The organism is Psychrobacter sp. S1-30-MNA-CIBAN-0213 (genome assembly GCF_040309845.1).
Lineage (GTDB): Bacteria > Pseudomonadota > Gammaproteobacteria > Pseudomonadales > Moraxellaceae > Psychrobacter.
In genome coordinates this window covers 17,633-35,970 of sequence record NZ_JBEOPE010000011.1, presented here as the reverse complement: position 1 = coordinate 35,970, position 18,338 = coordinate 17,633, and the positions used below count along the sequence as shown (strand labels likewise).

At 41.3% G+C, this 18,338-nt stretch carries 15 protein-coding genes; 10 read left to right on the top strand and 5 right to left on the bottom strand.

Annotated elements, in window-relative coordinates; all coding sequences use genetic code 11:
• The first annotated feature begins 524 nt into the window (after positions 1–524).
• A complete protein-coding gene (locus tag AAEY87_RS10680; RefSeq protein WP_068033623.1) occupies positions 525–887 on the top strand; it encodes a septal ring lytic transglycosylase RlpA family protein in 363 nt (120 codons plus the stop codon).
• Between the two features lie 103 nt (positions 888–990).
• Here the strand turns inward: AAEY87_RS10680 and AAEY87_RS10675 are convergent, their stop codons facing one another.
• Positions 991–3,024: an ATP-binding cassette domain-containing protein gene (locus AAEY87_RS10675; protein ID WP_350657152.1), complete on the bottom strand. Its 2,034-nt coding sequence runs from the start codon at positions 3,022–3,024 to the stop codon at positions 991–993.
• Positions 3,025–3,599: 575 nt separating this feature from the next.
• On the opposite strand from AAEY87_RS10675, the gene erpA reads away from it, so the two are divergent.
• From erpA to AAEY87_RS10635, 8 genes are all read left to right on the top strand, one after another.
• Complete coding sequence (gene erpA / locus AAEY87_RS10670; protein ID WP_021813277.1) at positions 3,600–3,980, top strand: iron-sulfur cluster insertion protein ErpA; 381 nt, start codon at positions 3,600–3,602, stop codon at positions 3,978–3,980.
• Positions 3,981–4,370: 390 nt separating this feature from the next.
• Complete coding sequence (gene gshA / locus AAEY87_RS10665; RefSeq protein WP_350657151.1) at positions 4,371–5,945, top strand: glutamate--cysteine ligase; 1,575 nt, start codon at positions 4,371–4,373, stop codon at positions 5,943–5,945.
• Between the two features lie 66 nt (positions 5,946–6,011).
• Positions 6,012–6,533: a disulfide bond formation protein B gene (locus AAEY87_RS10660; RefSeq protein WP_350657149.1), complete on the top strand. Its 522-nt coding sequence runs from the start codon at positions 6,012–6,014 to the stop codon at positions 6,531–6,533.
• 615 nt (positions 6,534–7,148) lie between these two features.
• A complete protein-coding gene (locus tag AAEY87_RS10655; RefSeq protein WP_227514088.1) occupies positions 7,149–7,784 on the top strand; it encodes a copper resistance protein NlpE N-terminal domain-containing protein in 636 nt (211 codons plus the stop codon).
• 268 nt (positions 7,785–8,052) lie between these two features.
• Positions 8,053–9,585 (top strand): UDP-N-acetylmuramate:L-alanyl-gamma-D-glutamyl-meso-diaminopimelate ligase, encoded by a 1,533-nt coding sequence (gene mpl / locus AAEY87_RS10650; protein WP_350657148.1) that lies wholly within the window; start codon positions 8,053–8,055, stop codon positions 9,583–9,585.
• Between the two features lie 411 nt (positions 9,586–9,996).
• Positions 9,997–10,251 (top strand): GlsB/YeaQ/YmgE family stress response membrane protein, encoded by a 255-nt coding sequence (locus AAEY87_RS10645; RefSeq protein ID WP_068033613.1) that lies wholly within the window; start codon positions 9,997–9,999, stop codon positions 10,249–10,251.
• Positions 10,252–10,471: 220 nt separating this feature from the next.
• Entirely contained in the window at positions 10,472–11,026 is a 555-nt protein-coding gene (gene def / locus AAEY87_RS10640) for a peptide deformylase (protein WP_068033610.1), read from the top strand.
• Positions 11,027–11,120: 94 nt separating this feature from the next.
• Positions 11,121–12,296, top strand: a complete 1,176-nt coding sequence (locus AAEY87_RS10635; protein ID WP_350657194.1) for a type III PLP-dependent enzyme — start codon at positions 11,121–11,123, stop codon at positions 12,294–12,296.
• A 128-nt stretch (positions 12,297–12,424) separates the two neighbouring features.
• Here AAEY87_RS10635 and AAEY87_RS10630 read toward each other — a convergent pair whose 3' ends face one another.
• The 3 genes from AAEY87_RS10630 to dnaJ form a co-directional block, all read right to left on the bottom strand.
• Positions 12,425–13,336 (bottom strand): hypothetical protein, encoded by a 912-nt coding sequence (locus tag AAEY87_RS10630; RefSeq protein WP_350657147.1) that lies wholly within the window; start codon positions 13,334–13,336, stop codon positions 12,425–12,427.
• 72 nt (positions 13,337–13,408) lie between these two features.
• Complete coding sequence (gene dapB, locus AAEY87_RS10625) at positions 13,409–14,239, bottom strand: 4-hydroxy-tetrahydrodipicolinate reductase (protein ID WP_068033609.1); 831 nt, start codon at positions 14,237–14,239, stop codon at positions 13,409–13,411.
• A gap of 183 nt (positions 14,240–14,422) precedes the next feature.
• Positions 14,423–15,559, bottom strand: coding sequence for a molecular chaperone DnaJ (gene dnaJ / locus AAEY87_RS10620; RefSeq protein WP_068033607.1), 1,137 nt, complete (start codon positions 15,557–15,559; stop codon positions 14,423–14,425).
• Between the two features lie 502 nt (positions 15,560–16,061).
• Between dnaJ and AAEY87_RS10615 the strand changes: the two genes are divergently transcribed.
• On the top strand, positions 16,062–16,721 hold the full coding sequence (locus AAEY87_RS10615; protein ID WP_350657146.1) for a DUF2939 domain-containing protein: 660 nt from the start codon (positions 16,062–16,064) through the stop codon (positions 16,719–16,721).
• Between the two features lie 136 nt (positions 16,722–16,857).
• Here AAEY87_RS10615 and AAEY87_RS10610 read toward each other — a convergent pair whose 3' ends face one another.
• Positions 16,858–17,934 carry a disulfide isomerase DsbC N-terminal domain-containing protein gene (locus AAEY87_RS10610; RefSeq protein WP_350657145.1) on the bottom strand — a complete coding sequence of 359 codons (1,077 nt, stop codon included), beginning with the start codon at positions 17,932–17,934 and terminating at the stop codon, positions 16,858–16,860.
• Positions 17,935–18,338 lie beyond the last annotated feature (404 nt).

The window sequence follows — 18,338 nt, the reverse complement described above, 5'->3', positions numbered from 1 at the left end:
TAGCGTGCGTCACTATGATTCTGGCATCATTGTTCTTTGACAACTGTTGGCGTAGTGTCAGTTTGGTGAGGGCAATGGATGCACGTCCCTCTTGTTTAGAAGCAATATAAGACAACTCAGCACTTTGTTTGTAATAATAAGTAAGAATATAGCAAGGTTTTTTTACATTATGTTAGCTATTTCTAATTAGGTTTTTATGACATTAATTATGCTATATCGATAGTTCTGGTCTTTATATATTACCTATTTACATTGTATTGTTATCTTTCCAGTATTTTGTTGACTTCTTTATGAGAATCAATCTTTATAAGGCTACTTTCAGTACTTATATCATCATTTTTTTAACTGAAAAATATCTTTTTCTTCTTAAAAAACAGGTATTTGACCTCATGAGTTTTTTACACAGCAGTAATAATATGACAAGCTCACTCTTGTAAAATCTCCCTATTATTCATACTCATAGGGAGTATAAATAACGTAGGCAAAAATATCTGTCTATCTTATAAACTGCATAAAGGTATTAAATGTCTTATTTAATCAAGTCTTTAGTTGTCACATTATCACTATTACTTACTACCACAGTCTTTGCTGGCAACACCAGTTATTATGGTAATAAGTTTCATGGTAAACGTACCGCTAGTGGAAGCATCTTTAATATGAATGCTATGACTGCCGCGCATAAAACGCTGCCTTTTGGTACGAAGGTAGAAGTGACCAACAAAAAGACAAAGCAGAGCGTAATAGTAAAAATCACGGATAGAGGACCTTTTACGAAAGGACGAATCCTTGATTTGTCTAAAGGCGCTGCTGGTAAAATAAACTGTCAACTTTGTACGACCACTATGAAGATACTATCTTATGGTGATGGCAAATACCGTAGACAATAATGTAATAAAAAGGGAGAGCTAACGCTCTCCCTTTTTTTATGTCTGCTATTTTAAGTAAATAATAGCTTTAAGTGCACAACCGCATCGCACTTATTAGAGCTGTCTAGTCAAAACTGGCTTCCATCTCTTCTAGCGTCGTCATCGACAGCAATAACTTTTCTTCATTATCGCTATGCTGCTGCTGTAGCGCAGTCTGCTCATTCAGTAAAACAAGCAAATCAGACTTGCGACTTTCTTCATAAAGGGTGGTGTCAGCAAGCTTTTCTTCGAGCATAACTAGCTGTCCATCAATCTTAGCTAATGCTTTTTCTGTATTTTCAATCTCACGGCGAATCGGTGCCGTTAGCTTGCGTTGCTCAGCTGCCATCTTGCGCTGCGCATCTTTACTAAGCGCAGGCTGAACAGCTTTGTTATTTGCTGGCGCAGTAGATGTTTTATTGTTTACTTGGCTCGTTGCTTGACTGTCGTTCGTTTCACGTGAAACAAACTTCTTATTGGCTTTTTTGTTCTTTTTCTTACTACTGCCTTTATCTGACGAATTTTCTTGTTTGCGTTTTTCTGCTAACCACTTACCATAATCACTAATATCACCATCGAATTCATCGATTTGACCATCATGGACCAGATATAACTCATCACAGACGTTAGCAATCAACTCGCGATCATGCGAGACCAGTACCACTGCCCCTTCAAAGCCTTGCAAGGCAATGGTCAATGCTTGGCGCATTTGTAAGTCTAAATGGTTGGTTGGCTCATCAAGTACCAGGACGTTCGGACGTTGCCAGACAATCAAAGCCAGTGTCAGACGGGCGCGCTCGCCACCTGAAAATAGCTCACTGATGGTATCGATACGGTCGCCACGGAAATCAAAGCTACCTAAAAACGAGCGCAGCATCGCATCGGACGTTTTACCTGCTAAACGACGTAACATCTCGATTGGGGTTGCCTTAGGGTCAAGGATATCCATTTGATGCTGATTAAAGTAGCCAAGTTTCAGCGTATCTGAAACGTTATAACTGCCTTTTAATACACCCAGCTCACCGACCAAGGCTTTAACCAAAGTCGATTTACCCGCGCCATTCATGCCTAATAGTCCGATACGCGTATCAGGGGTCACTTGCACATTGGCATTATAAAGTAGTGGCGTATCGCTATAACCAATATCGGCATCGGTTAGCTCAATCAATGGCGAGCTCATATTCGCTGGCTCGTAAAAGCGGAACGAAAATGGATTATCCGCCATCATCGGTGATAGCTCTGCCATACGCTCAAGCTGCTTGATACGGCTCTGTGCTTGCTTGGCTTTACTGGCCTTAGCACGGAAGCGACGAATAAAGTCATCCAAATGTGCTTTGGTTGCTTCTTGCTTCTCAAACGCTTGTTGCTGCTGCGCCATACGCTCATGACGGGTACGGATAAACTGCTGATAGTTACCCGTATAAAGGGTGATTTTTTGCTGCTCAACGTGCAAGATATGACCGACAGTATTGTCCAAGAAGGTTTGATCATGTGAGATAACGATGACCAGACCGGTAAAGGCATTAATCCAAGTCTCAAGCCACAGAATGGCATCCAAGTCCAAATGGTTGGTTGGCTCATCGAGTAGCATTAAGTCTGCACGGCTCATCAAGGTTTTGGCGAGGTTTAAACGCATACGCCAACCACCCGAAAACCCTTCTACGGGCAGCTCATGCTGATTGGTGTTAAAACCCAATCCCGCCATGATTTGTGCGGCTTTGGTTGGGGTGCGATAGCCATCGATCTCATCAAACTGCTGATGCAACACTCCAATCTGCTCATCACTGACACTGCTCAAATCGTTTAAAGCAGCGTTAATCTCATACCACTGCTCGTCACCACTTAATACATAATCAATCGCCGTTTGTGCACTCGCGCCCACTTCCTGCGCCATATGCGCCACATGCCAGCTATCAGGAATGCTCACTTCGCCCCTATCAAGGGTAACCTCGGTATCACCAGTGCCCATCCGCGTCAGTAATAAGGCAAACAAGGTCGATTTACCAGTGCCGTTGTTGCCCGTCAAGCCAACTTTGTGGCCCGGATGTAGCTGAAAGCTTGCCCCTGCAAACAATTCACGACCATCACGGCGAACACCAACGTCTTTAAATTCGATCATATAATTTCTTCATCTCAACAGTAATATAAAATATAAGGCAATAATAAACACACATCTGGTATGTTAACTGGCGGCTATTATTTCAAACGCTTGCCCCATAGGCAAACGATTAAATAACTATTTTAAAACCAAGCATTTATTATAAGAGGTAACTTGAGGTTTGATTGGCAATTATAGGCATAATAAATGCTTAGCTTTGACTAGTTAAATGTCATTATAGTTGATTCAATTTAAAAGAGGGTCAAGGCAACCGAATGCAGATGTATAGGTGATACTGCAAACGAGGTTAACACCGTCACTCTCTTATAGTGGATTGACTATATAGAGTCACTCTTGACAAACTAATCGTTACCCCCATTATGATATACTGCTATAAGATAAGTACCGGCCTTCAACTAAATAGTTATGATGGCACAAATACTATATTTATAATGCTCCATTAGTCACACCGATAACATCGCCATAATCACAGCACCCAATCGAATCAAACGCCGTGCGTATCTTTATTTGCAACCATTTAACTGCAAACCCAAACAGGACGACGACAGCATTTGATCCTAGCAACTGAGGTAGATATGAACGAATCAGCCAACCAATTTAGCCCAAGCTCAAGCCAACCAGTAGACCCAACCATATTAAGTTTAACTGATAGCGCGGCACAAAAAGTACGTCGCCTACGTGAAGAAGAAGGTGATAGTGACCTTATGTTACGTGTCTATGTAACTGGTGGCGGCTGTTCAGGTTTCTCTTATGGTTTTAACTTTGCCAATGACTTAAATGAAGATGATGCCAACTTTGACAACGGTGATGTGACTTTAGTTGTAGATTCGCTTAGTTATCAGTACTTACAAGGCTCTACTGTTGATTATACCGAAGGGTTAGAGGGCGCGCGCTTTATCGTGACCAATCCAAATGCGACTACCACTTGTGGTTGTGGTTCGTCATTTTCTATCTAAATGACTGCTTCAATATTGATTGTTTAAATTATTTGTTTTGCTAAGGCACCTATCTGATTGTTAGGTGCTTTTTAGTCTAATAACTTTATCCTAAGTGTCTTGGTATGGATAAAGCTGTAATTACATGGTACAAGTAACGAAAAAATGAAGGTAAATACGCGTGAATAGCACCGATTATCTTAGTTTTTTGCTACTATTTTCTAGTTAGTTTTCCCGTCAAAATCGGTCGGATCAGCCTTGGATAAAGCTTATCGTATTTGTAATTGTCCGTGGTTTTCATGACAGCTTTGAGCTAAACTGACGGGATTCTTAACCTAATATCTACCTCTTTTATGGTCAAACGCCAGTTGTGTTTTGATCTGCCATAATAAATAACAATAGATGACTATTATGAGTAATTTTGCGAGCAGCTTTGTTAACTTTGAAATCCCAGATTGGTTTGACAGTCAGCATTTAATTGGAATGCTCCGTGGTATCGAAAAAGAAGGTCTACGAATCAAAACTGATGGTTATCTGACCCAAACACCGCATCCAGAAAAGCTTGGGTCAAAGCTGACCCATCCTTTTATTACTACAGATTATTCAGAAAGCCTACTTGAGCTCATTACTGATCCCAAAGATACACCCAAAGACACGCTCTCAATGCTGCGCCAATTACATGTGCTAGTTTATCAAGCGTTGGCTAAAGACGAGCTAATGTGGCCATTATCTATGCCATGCATGCTCTCGTCTGATGATGAAGATATTCCTTTGGCAGATTATGGTAGCTCTAACACTGGCCAACTTAAAACGTTATATCGTAGTGGTCTTGGTGTGCGTTATGGTCGCCGTATGCAGACCATTGCTGGCTTGCATTATAACTTGTCATTCGGTGATGGACTATTTGAAAACTGGCAGGCACAAACGCCCGAAGCAAGTAATCAAACGCTGACAGAGTTCAAAAACGATAAATATCTAGGCCTTATCCGTAATTTTAAACGCCTAACCAGTATTGTTCTTTATCTGCTAGGTGCAAGTCCAAATGTTTGTCCTTGTTTTTTGGCAGGACGTGAGCACGACTTGATTCTACAAAATAATTCAACTTACTATAAGCCTACCGCAACCAGCTTACGTATGGGCAAACTTGGCTATACCAATAGTGTGCAAGAGCATCTCGATATTCGCTACAATGATTTACCTGAGTACATTTCGGGGCTGCGCCGTGCCATCCAAACACCGCATGAGAGCTTCAAAAAATTGGGCTTAAACGATACTGATGGCCATCCAATTCAGATTAATGATCATATTCTACAAATAGAAAATGAGTACTATAGTCCTATTCGTCCAAAACAAATCGCTAACCGTGGTGAGACACCGACTGAGGCTTTAGAGCGTCGTGGTATCGCCTATGTTGAATTCCGCGCGATTGATCTTGACCCTTATAGCGATGTCGGTATTCGCCTGTCTAGTGCTTGCTTCTTAGAAATCATGGCATTATATTGCCTGCTTAACGAATCACCTGATTTAATGCCTGATGAAGAAGATGAGCTAGCAATTAACATCGAACGCGTGGTCAACGAAGGTCGCCGTGATAATCTACATATCGTCAATGATGGTGTAGAAGTACCATTAGAAAGCTGGATGCTTGAACATTTAAACAACATGTTACCGTTAGCAGCCCTCTTTGATGCCCATTATGGTGGCAACGATTATCGCGCCGCATTAGCGCTTATGCAAGGTAAAGCTGGTCACTCTGAATCGACTATCTCAGCTCAGGTTAACGCTGATAGTGAGCGTTTGGGTAGCATGTGGCAGCTTGGCTTCACTTTAGCACAGCAGCATCGTGACTCTTTACTGCAGCAAACTCTAAGTCCTAACGCACAAGCTAAGTATGAAGTACTTGCCGAAAAATCAGTGTTACAACAAGCTGAAATCGAAGAAGCTGAGACTGAAGACTTTATGGAGTTTTTACAGCAGTACCGCTAGCAAATGGCTAACGACTGTTAATATTTAACCTTTATAGATAAACCATTCCATAAGAGTACGTACCTGATGCAAAGACTGACCAATTATCGTAGTTTACAAGTGTTGTTGGTTATTATGACCGTGATCGGCATGAGTTATGCAATATTCTTTTTACAGCGTTATATGGGATTAATGCCTTGTCCACTATGTATATTTCAGCGTATCGGATTAATGGTAATGGGCGGATTCGCCTTAATCGCTGCGTTAGTGAACCCCAAGTCAATCGCTCTTAAAATATTACTGTGGGTTGGTAGTTTGGCGGGCATTGGCTGGGCAACAGTCGTGGCGGCGCGTCATGTTTGGCTTCAGCATTTACCTGCTGATCAAGTACCTTCATGTGGCCCAGGCTTAGACTATTGGCTCGATACTTTACCTATTTTACAAGTGTTTAAAGAAGTCTTTGCAGGCTCTGGAGAATGTGCTTCCGTTTCTTGGCGTTTTTTGGGCCTTAGCATTCCTGAGCAGTCATTGATATTCTTTAGTGTATTGCTCCTGATACATGGACTAATATTGTGGCGTATTTTGCGTCCTGTTTTAACTACTCGTTAATAATGCTAGATAAAATTTATAATTGCTTAAATAATTGCTTCAACGATAAACTACCTATGTCATGACATGCGTTTTATTATAATTTTGCTTACATCTTTTGCCCTATAATCCTCTAACTTATTAGCAGTTATTTATTTTAAGTAACTGCTAAATATCTCTCATTTACACCTCTGTTATATCTCAAATTTCATATACCACCTTTGTATTATCTATACTCTTTTTGAGCTAAAACCTATCTTTTGTTAGGTATAATTTATATCAATTATTTGATTAAAAATCACTCTCATCTAAACTTACTCGTCTATAACAAAAACTCTACATAAGAGCAATGATCGTTTGTTATGGTGTGCACCGTTCATCCTCTTTATATAGCCGTTCATTCTTTGTATCTAATTATTATTAATTAAGTTTTCTCTAAAAGTAGTATTTACTTTGGATAAGTGGTTAGTTAATTGGTATTAAGATGCAAAGAATGATAAATGTAAGTATTGAAAGGCGTTGACGTTTTTACAACGTTCTCCTTCTGTATTAACGCTACTATTAGTATGGATATTTGTTAATGCTTTATAAGCCCTATTTTTGTTTACAAGACGCTTGCTTGTTTTTGGTATAATGATGAAATACTTCGCACCTACTATCCCTGCTAAAACCTCTCCTATCAAGCGCTTTGGTAGTCTGTTATTGACACTGACTTTTAGTATTATTCTGATTAGTTGTGACAGTCAATCAACCACGACGTCTGTTGCTCATAATCCAACTATGAAGCAATCGTTGACTGATAGTAAAGTGCATAATAACCAATATGATTCTGCACAGATGAATGATGATAGCCTTGCTGTAGCAGACGATGTCGCTAGTGAAGGTGAGTCGTTGATTGCAGCAGCCAAGCCTGATGATAACTTACAGACCCGCCGCGCGCCGATGATTTCAGACCTCAGCGCAGGTAGTGAGTTACAGGCAACGCTAATCGGTGATTATGTAGGAATTTTGCCCTGCCCTTTTTGTGACAGTGTTTCAGTTACGCTAAACTTGTTTGCTGATGGTTCAGTACTAAAGACCAGCATTTATGAGAATCCAAAGACACCTAAAGTACCACTCGTTGAGTCGGGTGTTTATCGTCAAGACAATACAATGATTACCATTGTCTATCAGAACGAAAGTATTGAAAGTTATACTATCCAAGACAATCATCTTGTAATGATGAATGATGACAATACCTTAAATGCTGACCTTACCTTATCGCGTAAATAACCAATAATGTATGATATAAGCCCAATTTTATTTTTATAAATGCATGAGAAATAACTTCTATTAAAGTCCTTTAAGTATATTGTTTACGCCTACCTTGTTAGGCGTTTTTTATTGGTTATCTATTAGTGTTTACTTTACAATGAGCGCTGATAGCGTAAATAAGAATGTTGGTAGCCGTTAAATATCTGCTACTTTCTATTCACTAACCTTTTCGTTCTCGTCTGTATTACTTCATTCAACTTCTTATTTATCATAGCGTGGAACATCTATGCACATTCATATTCTTGGTATTTGTGGCACTTTTATGGGCTCGTTAGCCTTATTAGCGCGAGAGCTTGGACATAAGGTCACAGGCTCAGATGCTAGTATTTATCCTCCTATGTCCACTCAGCTTGAAAGCGCTGGTGTCATAATTCAAGAAGGTTATCTTGTGGAGCATTTGCAACCAACGCCTGATTTGGTAGTGGTGGGCAACGCCATGAAGCGCGGTATGGATGTCATTGAGTATATGCTTAATCAAGGTATGAGATACACCTCAGGGCCGCAGTTCCTCTCTGAAGAGGTTTTGCAGTCACGTCATGTATTAGCAGTGGCCGGTACTCATGGCAAGACAACGACGACGACTATGTTGGCATGGATATTACACTACGCTGGTATTGATACTGGGTTTTTGATTGGTGGTGTGCCATTAGTGGATACTAAGGATGAGCGTTTGCAAAGCGTGTTTGCACATAGCAGTTATTTAGGTGCAGACGTTACACGTAACGAAAAATCAAACTCTACAACGAATGACGGCACAACATCATCAACATCGGGTTATTTTGTGATAGAAGCTGATGAGTATGATTCTGCATTTTTTGATAAACGCTCAAAGTTCGTCCATTATCGTCCGCGCACTGCTATTTTAAACAATCTTGAGTTCGATCATGCTGATATTTTTGCTGACCTAAACGCTATTCAGACTCAGTTCCATCATATGGTGCGCATGATTCCAAGCACTGGCAAAATCATTATGCCAACAGCAACTACTAGTTTAGAAGACACGCTAGCTAAAGGGGTATGGACTCCTGTTTGGCGTACCGCAGTGACAGACGAGAAGTTGACGAACAGACAAGAGGCTGATACAGAAAGTATGAAGCACGAGGCGACTACTTGCGACTGGCAAGCCGCATTGATTACAGAGGATGGTAGTCAGTTTGAAGTAAGCTTTAAGGCAGACCCATCAGCGACTGCCATCGTCGATTGGACTATGAGCGGCATGCACAATGTCAACAACGCTCTGGTTGCAGTAGCAGCAGCTTACAATATTGGGGTAGATGTCACTACCGCATGTGCGGCGCTATCCACTTTTGCTGGTATTAAGCGTCGAATGGAGTTAATCGGTGATATTAATGACATCTTAGTCTTCGATGATTTTGCTCATCATCCTACTGCGATCACTACTACTTTAGATGGTGCTAAAAAGAAACTGGCTGGTAGACGTTTATGGGCGGTTATTGAGCTACGTAGCAATACTATGAAAATGGGCATCCATCAAGATAGTCTAGCCCAATCAGCGGTACTAGCAGATCATACACTTTGGTATGATCCAGCTGGTCTTGAGTGGGGATTGAAAGAAGTCATTGATCGTGTTGAGCATAATGGCAAACAGCAAGTAGTATGCAGTGTAGAAGCTATTATTGATCATATTACGACGCACGCACGAGCAGGCGATGCAGTCATTATTATGTCTAATGGTGGCTTTGAAGGTATTCATGAACGCTTATTGACAGCACTACGCGAATTGACCGACCAAACTTAAAGTGTATCATTTCTTATCTACTATTCGCGTAGATTATTGATGCCGTGCACATAACTTGTTAAATAAAATAGCGCTACTCTTTTCATAAGGGATAGCGCTATTTTATGCTTAGTGCCTAACGTCAACTCAGAGCTGTACATTTTCTAACCAAGAGTAAAATACTGAATAACGTCTCTTCATTATCACTCTGATTACCTTTGTAACCTTTCATTTACCAATTTCTTCTGCAAGATAGCAATTTGTCGTTTTTCCTCACATAGCCCCTACACTGGTAACACTTTATGCTTACTTTTCACCACTATGAGTGTTTACAATATTGCTATCAACATTAGAAAGACCTTAAGAGAAACATCTTAAGCAATAATATTAATAGAAAGATTTTATCAATTGTAATAAATTAGGAGAATAACAATGAGCTTTATTTGGATGATTATTGTAGGTTTGGTCGCAGGTTTATTGGCGCGCGCTATTAAGCCTGGTAATGACCCTATGGGCTGGATTATGACTATCGTATTAGGTATCGTTGGTGCGATGCTTGGTGGTTTTGTCGCTAGTCTCATCGGTATTAACGCCGATGGTGGATTCACTGGTCTATTATTCTCAGTAATTGGTGCAATTATATTATTGTTCCTATATGAGATGATTATGAACAAACGCCGCATATAGTCATTTTATATATCTCGAGAAAGAAGACTTTACATCATGTAAGGTCTTTTTTTATTTTTAGTCTTGGTGCGATATATTTCTTGGAAGTGTCCTAGATAAGCAAAATGTGACACCGTAGTCTACGAATTTGCACGGTTATGCATTGATTATTGTTACTTTTGCCCTCATTTAACTTATAATAAACCGCCCATTCTACCCGCTATTATCGAGGTGCTCCGTCATGGCATTACTCCCTATTTTAAGCTATCCTGATCCGCGCTTGCGTACGATTGCTAAGCCAGTCAAAGAAGTTAACGATGAGATTAAAACCTTAATCACTGACATGATCGAGACCATGTACGATGCGGACGGAATTGGGTTAGCAGCTTCACAAGTTGACCAGCATATTCAGCTGATTGTTATGGACTTGTCTGAAAATAAAGACACCCCTATGGTGTTTATTAATCCCAAAGTAACACCGCTGGTAGAAGAAAAACAGCCGTATGAAGAAGGCTGTTTATCTGTTCCTGATGTCTACGACAAAGTTGAGCGTCCTAATAAAGTACGTATCGAAGCAATGGATCAAGATGGTCAAGCCATCGATAGAGAAGTTGAAGGTCTATTGGCTGTCTGTATTCAACATGAGATGGATCATCTTAACGGTGTTATCTTTGTAGATTATTTATCAAAATTAAAACAGACTCGCGCACGTGATAAAGTTCGTAAAGTGCTCAAAATACGTGAAAAGCAAGGCGAGAAACAAGCGGATAAAGAGACACAGCCAACCAACGCTTAATTTTTTATTTTTTACGTTACTTTTATTCACAGGCTATTTAGCATTTATAGTCTAGGTAATCTATTGTTTCTATTAAGGGCTTCTTATCATGACCATGATTAAAATTGACCAATATTTTGACTCTACTGGCTGGAAAAAGTTCACTAAAGCTGCTGAAGGTCGTGAGACACCCTTATTAGTAGTTGATTTAAGTCGTATCAAAACTAAATATGCTGAAATGGCTGACTTATTTCCTACTGCTAAGATTCATTATGCAATGAAAGCCAGTCCTGCTGTGGAAGTGATTAACTTATTGGCTGAGCTTGGCTCAAACTTCGATTGTGCCTCAGTCTACGAGCTCGATCGTGTCCTTGACTGCGGTGTCGATGCGTCGCGTATCTCTTACGGTAATACGATCAAAAAAGCTGAACACGTCAAATATGCTTATGATAAAGGCGTACAGCTTTATGCTACTGATTCAGAAGCTGACTTAAAGAACATCGCCCAGCAGGCGCCAGGCTCTAAAGTGTTTGTGCGTATCTTGGTACAAGGTTCAGATACTGCTGAATGGCCATTATCACGTAAGTTCGGTTGCCATCCTAATATGGCGATTGATTTATTGATTCAGGCGCGTGATTTGGGCTTAGTACCTTATGGCATTTCCTTCCATGTAGGTAGCCAGCAAAAAGACGTAGCCGCGTGGGATGATGCACTTGCCAAAGTCAAATATATGTTTGACTGGATGAAAAACGAAGAAGGCATTAAGCTGCAAATGATTAATTTAGGTGGCGGCTTTCCGGCCAACTACATCAGTGAAGTGAATCCGGTACAGGTTTATGCTGAAGAGATTAATAGCTATCTAAACGATGATTATAGCGTTGAAGATATGCCTGAGATTATTCTTGAGCCTGGGCGCTCGTTGGTTGGTGGTTCAGGCGTCCTAGTCAGTGATGTGGTATTGATTTCACGTAAGTCAGATACTGATCTGACCCGCTGGGTGTACACCGATGTGGGCTTGTTTCAAGGTTTGATAGAAACGTTAGGTGAAGCGATTAAATATCCGGTCTATACACCGAAAATGGAAACGTCGACCAGCGAAGGGACAGTAGTGCTGGCCGGTCCAACGTGTGATTCGACCGATATCATGTATGAAGAAGCAGGTTATCAATTGCCAGAAGAGCTGGAAATTGGTGATAAGATCTACTGGCTGACCACTGGCGCTTATACCAACTCTTACTCATCTATCGAGTTTAATGGCTTTCCTCCGTTAGAAGTGGTCTATATTGATTAAATTTTCTGTTGATTACATCTTGTGTTAGCTAACAACATAAATTAGCAGATAAGTAAGTGATAAAATAAAAGCGCGGTACTGTAATTAGCAGTACCGCGCTTTTTTGTGTCATTTAAAATTGAAATAAACTACTGTACTAAAAGCGAAATAGGCGCACTGTTGCTGCTGTTACTATTGCGACTATTACCATAACTTGAGCTTTGATTTTGAATGTCTTGCGTAATTTGTCCGATGTCAACCCATTGTCCACGTGGCACAATAATAGTGCTGTTGAGACCTTGACGTTTAACAGCGTTACTTCCGTTATAGATGTTCTGGTTCTGATTATGAAAGCTTTGATTATTAGAGTTATTAGCAATTACCAGTTTCTCTTCAGTTTGAGACAGATTAACTTCCACTTGACCGTTTGGCAATAATCTTGGGGTGACTTGAATGCCTTGAGTGGTTGGTAACAACATTTGCTGCTGAATAACAATCTGCCCCGCTGGGCGATTGTAGGTAGGATAAATATTCGCCTGATAACTTTGCGTTAGCGAATAGAGCGTGCCTGTACTGATGCTTGCCGCGCTACCTGACAGTGTCTGTACTTGATACATACTATTATTCTGCTGCTGACTATCACGCTGATTAATGATTGCTGCACCTTGGATACTGCGGTTAGAAATAATAACCCGACCTTGCTGGATACTGCTTTGGCTAGTGGCATTATTACCAACACGCACCGCAACCGTCAGTGCTTGCGGTTGACCATCAATCTGCGTTAGTAATTGTTGTACCGCTTGATAATTGGTAGCCGTCGTTCGTAATACCAATTTATCTTGATAGGTCGCAACCGTTCCACCATCAGTGCTGGTACCCAGTTGCTGGCGTACAGCAGGCAGTAACGCTTCACCGCCATAAGTATGAATAACGTAGGTTTGATAAGGTGCTGCTTGCACTACTATTGGCAATACACCCAAACTTAGAGCAAGGATTATGTTGCGTGCGTAAAGAACAATATCATTGATAATGAACTTTAAATTATCGTTATTTATGCGCACATTCAGCTCCTTATTATCCGTAGCACCTATCTATCTGATTTATCCTATAACATTAATGATAGCTACTGATAACTAGTCATTTAAACCCAACACATCCTGCATATTATATTGCCCAGCTTTTTGCTGAATAATCCAAGTAGCCGCACGTACTGCTCCAGCGGCAAAGGTCATGCGCGCGCGTGCACGATGGGTAATTTCAACGACTTCACCATCCGCGATAAACATCACAGTATGATCACCGACTATTTCACCGCCGCGAATAGCATGAATGCCGATTGTGCCCGCTTCACGTGCACCCGTCTGGCCTTCACGACCATATACGACCACGTCTTTTAGATTCTGTCCGCGTGCTTCTGCGACTGCCTCTGCCATCATATAAGCCGTGCCCGACGGTGCGTCAATCTTATGCTTATGATGCGCTTCAATAATTTCAACATCCGCATCTGTGCCGAATGCTTTTGCTGCCATATTCAACAGCTTCAATGACAAGTTAACACCAGTAGAATAGTTACCAGCGTAAACAATAGCAGTATGCTTACTGGCTTCGGTCAGCACTTGCTCTTGCTGTGTGCTAAAGCCGGTAGTGCCAATGACCATCGCTACCTTATGCTCAGCACAAGTTTGCATGTTTTGTTCAGTGGCATCCGGTAAGCTAAAGTCGATTAGGACGTCTATGTCATCAATTACAGCAGTTAGGTCATCCACAATTTTTATATTTAAACGTCCTATAGCCGCTACTTCGCCCGCATCAGCACCAACTAGGCTTGAGCCTTGACGCTCAATAGCGGCGCTTAATGTCGTTTGCGGATTGTCCTGCACTGCTTCGATTAGCATACGCCCCATACGACCGCCAGCCCCGATAACACCGACATTGATAAGTTGTGTACTTACTTGTTTAGTCATATTTTTTCCTAAAGTCTTATGATTTAATACGGTTATTTTTGAGGTTATATATAGCCTATACTGAATATCATAGCATGAATTATTTTTTATACAGCCACTAAAAAGCCCAATAGTTTCACGTGAAACTATTGGGCTAAAATAATCAAATCGATTATCAAGTTAAACTATCAGTTGAACAATCTATCAGTCGAACAATTCGCCAATTTTCTTAAAGAATGACTTTTTATGTGGCGACTGTTGATGTTTGCTATCACCATCGAGTGTATCTTGGAACTGACGTAACAAGTCTTTTTGTTCACGAGTTAAGTTCACTGGCGTCTCAATAACGACACGGCAAATCAAATCACCTTTCATCGTCGTACGTACTGGCGTGACGCCTTTTCCGCGCACACGCAATAATTTGCCACTTTGCGTACCTTCTGCGACTTTAATTTTTACTTTGCCATCTAAGGTTGGAATTTCGACTTCTTTACCCAGTGCTGCATCGGTAATGCTAACAGGCACATCCATATAGAGATCCGCACCTTGACGAGTAAATACATTGTGCGGTTTGACTCGAACTTCAACATATAAGTCGCCATTTTGCACGCCTGCACCGCCCGCTTCACCTTCACCAGCCAGACGTACGCGATCGCCGTCATCAACCCCTGCTGGGATAGAAACTTCTAGCGTGCGTGACTTATCTTTTACCCCATCGCCATGACAATCAGGGCATGGGTTTTTGATTTGTTTACCCGTACCGCCACAATGCGGGCAAGCTTGCTGTACAGCAAAGAAGCCTTGCTGCATACGAACCTGACCTTGACCGTGACAAGTCTGACAAGTAACTACATCAGAGGCATCTTTTGCGCCTTTACCATCACACGTATCACAAGGCGCAGGTGCGGTAAAGCTAATCTCTTTTTTGCAACCGCGTACTGCTTCTTCTAATGTCAGCTCGATTACATAACGTAAGTCAGAACCACGACGCGAACGTCCACCGCCGCCACCGCGCGACTGACCAAAGATATCACCAAAGTTACCAAAGATATCACCGAAGATATCTTGGAAGTTGCCCGCGCCTGCACCGCCAAAGCCGCCACCGCCCATTCCATTTTCGAAGGCTGCATGGCCCATACGGTCATAGGCTGAGCGCTTATCTTCATCGCTAAGCACTTCGTAAGCCATTGACGCTTCTTTGAATTTATCTTCAGCATCAGGGTCGTCAGAATTGCGGTCGGGATGATATTTCATCGCCAGCTTGCGGTATGAACGTTTGATCTCTTTACTGTCTGCAGTCTTACTAACGCCTAATATTTCATAAAAATCGCGCTTACTCATGGGCTCTCCTCTCGTCATCACAGTAACGCCAACTGGCAATCTCATTTTTTAACTCATTGATTTTTACGACTGAAAACACGCAGATGTTTCACATGAAACATAGGGTGTATGAGCGTGAAAATACGAGAAGCATATGAAGATTGCGAGCTAAAACGGCGAGATGCTGTTTAACCAAATCAATTAATATAAGTTTGCGCTATTAATGGAGACCTTAAATTGATTTATCAAGCTCCTAAATCATTAAATTCTTAATTAGTCTATTAAAGTTTATAAAAAATATGAAAAGCTCCTAGCGATAATTTACATGGGTATGGAGTGAAATGAGTAGCTTGATAATATGCTATCTATAATAGCTATTATCAGTAAGGAATCTAATAACTATTATAAATCGTTGCTAGCCCAGCAAATCTACGTAACATTTTCATACCTTTATTAGTTAGAGTCATGCTAGTATTTATCGCCATATTGATTGTATTAAGTCCGCGATAAGGTCACCCAAATTATGAAAAAGCTAATGACATTGCTGATGTTATTGTTAGTCATTGCAGTAGCTATTTATGCTGGTTCGCCTTATTACAGTGCGTATCAGCTTAAGAATGCCTACGATGACAAAGACGGTGCCACTATCGCTGCTGCTATCAATTACGAGCAAGTACGACCGAGTATGAAGACCCAATTGACCAGCAGGTTTGCCAATACGATGGAGCAATATCCGCTAGTTGCAGAGCTTGGTGGAGAGCCTCTTGCGAAAGCTGCTAATAGCTTTATCGTGCAGGCGGTAGATAGGGCTGTGACTCCAGAAAATATCGAAAAACTTATCAATACTCAGGGTCAGGCCAATACGGCTACCAAAGAGCTTGCGGCTGCTTGGGCAATATCCAGCAATCAAGTCGACCTCAAAAACCTAATTCAAGATTTGATTATTCATCGCGGTGATGTCGATGCGGTAGTCAAACAACAAGTTCAGCAAATGATGAGTCAGCAAGCTGCCCAGTTAGAGCAGCAAGCAACCCAAGGGACCGATAGTGACAAGCCAAAATTAAGCTATTGCGGTATCAATTGCTTTACCATTAGCGGTCAAGTCAAAGGCTATCCTATTACTATAGAGATGCAACGTGAAGGCTTCATTGAGTGGAAAATCGTTGATGTAGTCTTGCCATAAACGATATAGTCCTGCCGTAAGCTTCGATTAACAAGACATTTTAATTAAAAATACATCATAAAAAACCGTCCTATGAGCTATGTTCATAGGGCGGTTTTTTATTGCCGATCTTCTTTAAGAAGAATGACACAGCTAGTTACTTCACTCCCAAGAACTCTAAAAACTCAGGGCTCTCAAAACTCGCTTGGTATAGCACTCCATCATCGCGGTAAATAGCAGGTGTGGCCATGACAGCCAGTCCAGCCGCCTTTTCACGATTCGGTGTCACATGATCTGTACTACAGTTAGCTGATGCAGGTGTCATCTCACCCGCTAACATTGCTTTATCAAATGCCTTGCGACGACTGCTATCATCTGCTTGACACCAAATACCACGCATTTGCGCTGGTGACTGCTCATATATCGGATAGCCGATGACTTTTACTGTCACGCCTTTTGCATTGAGCATCGGTAGTTGTTGATGCAGTCTGCGACAATAAGGACAGTTGACGTCGTCGGCCACATAGATAACGGCTCTCTCAGCGCTAGTTGCCGGATAGGTTATTAATTGTTTCTCATCTAAGGTTTTAAATACGGACTGGTTTTTACGTTTTTCAAACTCTTCGTCTAGCCCCATGAACTGACCGTTTTCAATGACTGATATCTCGCCATCTGTAATATATTGCGCGTCATCGGATAATAAAAACGGTACACCCTCTAACGTTGCACCCCAAAGCACGCCCGGCACAGCTGTATAAAAGAACGGTGTTTTGGCGCTCATGTTTTTAAGCTCGCTCATATTGGCAAGTACAGCAGATTTGACTGCAGCGCTTACTGGCATACCCGCTTGCGCACTATTGCTACGCGCTAGGGTTTTAGTCACGACACGCTTGCTTGGGTTCTTTTGTAGCTCGCCTTGGATAACGTATTCGCCATCAGCAGTAATATGTAGTGGCAGTTGGCCAGCGAGATCAACTTGATACATATTAGGTAAGTTAGATGGCGTAATAGAAGTGATTTGCGTCTTGATACCAGCTTGGGTCAGTACTTGGCGTAGCTGACTATCAACAGCTGCACTAACATCTCCAGCTGTTGACGTATTCTGTGCATTTTGGCTAGTGTTTTGGTTGGCACTTTTGCTTACGGAGTTAGAAACGGATGGCTCGGCGCAAGCGGTAGTCGCTAACAATATGGCACTAATGAGACTGGCAAATTTAAATACAGGTTGTTTCACAAGCGTTGTCCTATCAAAATGAATAGTAGATTACTGAGATAAAGCTCTTATCAACGGAGTTCTTAAAGCAAATTATGGAACAATAACGACTACGATATTGAAATAAAGGGGCTGGAATAATCTAATGTAGCTACATCATCTAAAACAGCGACATTATTAGAGACATTTTTTAAAACATAAAACAGAAACATTATGCAAAAAAGTAGATTAAGTAAGCTACTGAGACTGTAGCACATTGGCAGATTTTTATAAGAGCTTGATAAGAGCTAGGCGATTTATTTTGCAAAACTGCTACTCAGCTTTAAGAGACAGGCAACATCAGCAAGCAGTCCACCGATACGGTGTCTGCTGCCAATGGCTGTTTCAGATAATTGGTTTTTTAGAAAATATTACGAAGTTAACTT